This is a genomic window from Rhizobacter sp., from assembly GCF_031412495.1.
GTDB lineage: Bacteria > Pseudomonadota > Gammaproteobacteria > Burkholderiales > Burkholderiaceae_C > Schlegelella_A.
The window spans coordinates 1-1,736 of the sequence record NZ_JANODC010000139.1; the positions used below are offsets into that span (position 1 = coordinate 1).

Here is a 1,736-nt window from a genome sequence, read left to right on the forward strand (position 1 = left end):
GGGGTTGGGGGGGGGGGGGGGGGGGGGGGCGTGTGGGGCGGTTGCGCCACGGGGTGCTCGACGCTATGCTGGCGTTTGCCGAAGGCGTGCGCGCGCGCGCCGACGCCGGCCCCCGGGGGCGCCTGCGCCACGTCGTCAACATCGGCATCGGCGGCAGCGACCTGGGGCCGCAGATGGTCGTCCTCGCCCTCGCCGCCCACGTCCACCGGGGCCTTGCCTTCCACTTCGTCTCCAACGTCGACGGCCACGACATCGCCGCCGTCCTCGCCCGCTGCGACCCGGCCGAGACGCTCTTCGTCGTCGCCAGCAAGACCTTCACCACGCAGGAGACGATGGCCAACGCGGCGACCGCAAAGGCGTGGTTCCTGGCCGGCGGCGGCAGCCGCATCGAGGACCACTTCGTCGCCGCCACGAGCAACGTCGAGGCGGCGGCACGCTTCGGCATCGCCACCACCTTCGGCTTCTGGGACTGGGTCGGCGGGCGCTACTCGCTGTGGTCGGCGATCGGCCTGCCGATCGCGATCGCCATCGGCGCCGACAACTTCCGGGCCCTCCTCGCCGGGGCCCGGGCCATGGACGAGCATTTCGCGGCCGCGCCGGTCGAGCGCAACGTGCCGATGCTGCTCGGCCTGCTCGACGTCTGGTATCGCAACTTCCACGGCTTCACCAGCCGAAGTGTCGCGCCCTACCACCAGGGGCTGAAGCGCCTGCCCGCCTACCTGCAGCAGCTCGAGATGGAAAGCAACGGCAAGCGCGTCGACCGCGACGGCGCACCGCTCGCCTACGCGACCAGCCCGGTCGTCTGGGGCGAGCCCGGCACCAACGGCCAGCACGCCTACTTCCAGATGCTGCATCAGGGCACGGACGTGATCCCGGTCGAGTTCATCCTGGTCCGCGAGCCCGACGGCGGGCGGGCGAGCGCCGCCGGCGCTGCCCTCGCCGAGCCGCTGCAGCGCCAGCACCGCATGCTCCTCGCCAACGGGCTGGCCCAGGCGCAGGCATTGATGCAGGGCCGCAACGCGAGCGAGCCGCACCGCCACTTCCCCGGCAACCGGCCGAGCACGACGCTGCTGCTCGAGCGCCTGACGCCGCGTTCGCTCGGTGCGCTGATCGCGCTCTACGAGCACCGCGTCTTCACGTCGGGCGCGGTGTGGGGCATCGACAGCTTTGACCAGTGGGGCGTCGAGCTCGGCAAGGTCCTCGGCAACGAGCTGCTGCCGATGCTCGAGGGCCGGGCCGACGCGGCGAAGCTGGAGGCGCTCGACGGGTCCACCGCCGGCCTGCTCCGGCGCCTGCAGGGCGAGGCCGCGTCGACCGACGAGCCCGATTCGCTCGGCCCGCGTTGAACGTCGGACGCTCTTCCAGGCTGCTGGCCGGGTCGCTGGTCATCGTCGCGGCCGCGAGCCTCGGCGCGGACGCAGACGGCGACGCCGATGCAGACCGAAGCGGCGGCCGCGCCGGCGTCACGCCGTGCCGGGCGATCACCGACAGCGGCGCCGTGGTCGTCGGCTCCGGCGTGCCCGGCGACCCGGCGGCGCCGGAGCCCTCGTCCGGCTACCGGCTCGGCATCAAGGTGGTCACCACCCGGAGCTACATGGTCGTCTCCGCGAACCCGCTCGCCAGCGAAGCCGGCTGCGCCATCCTGAAGGCCGGCGGCAGCGCCGTGGACGCGGCGGTCGCGGTGCAGGCCGTGCTCGGCCTGGTGGAGCCGCAGTCGAGCGGCCTCGGCGGCGGGG

At 73.8% G+C, this 1,736-nt stretch carries 2 protein-coding genes; both read left to right on the forward strand.

Translation table 11 applies throughout. From position 1 onward, the window contains the following. On the forward strand, positions 1-1,346 hold a 1,346-nt coding region (gene pgi / locus AC30N0_RS05065), incomplete at its 5' end, for a glucose-6-phosphate isomerase (protein WP_489516842.1). Further along, positions 1,343-1,736 (forward strand): gamma-glutamyltransferase (locus AC30N0_RS05070; protein WP_489516843.1); only part of this gene is annotated, 394 nt, incomplete at its 3' end. The genes pgi and AC30N0_RS05070, both read left to right, overlap by 4 nt.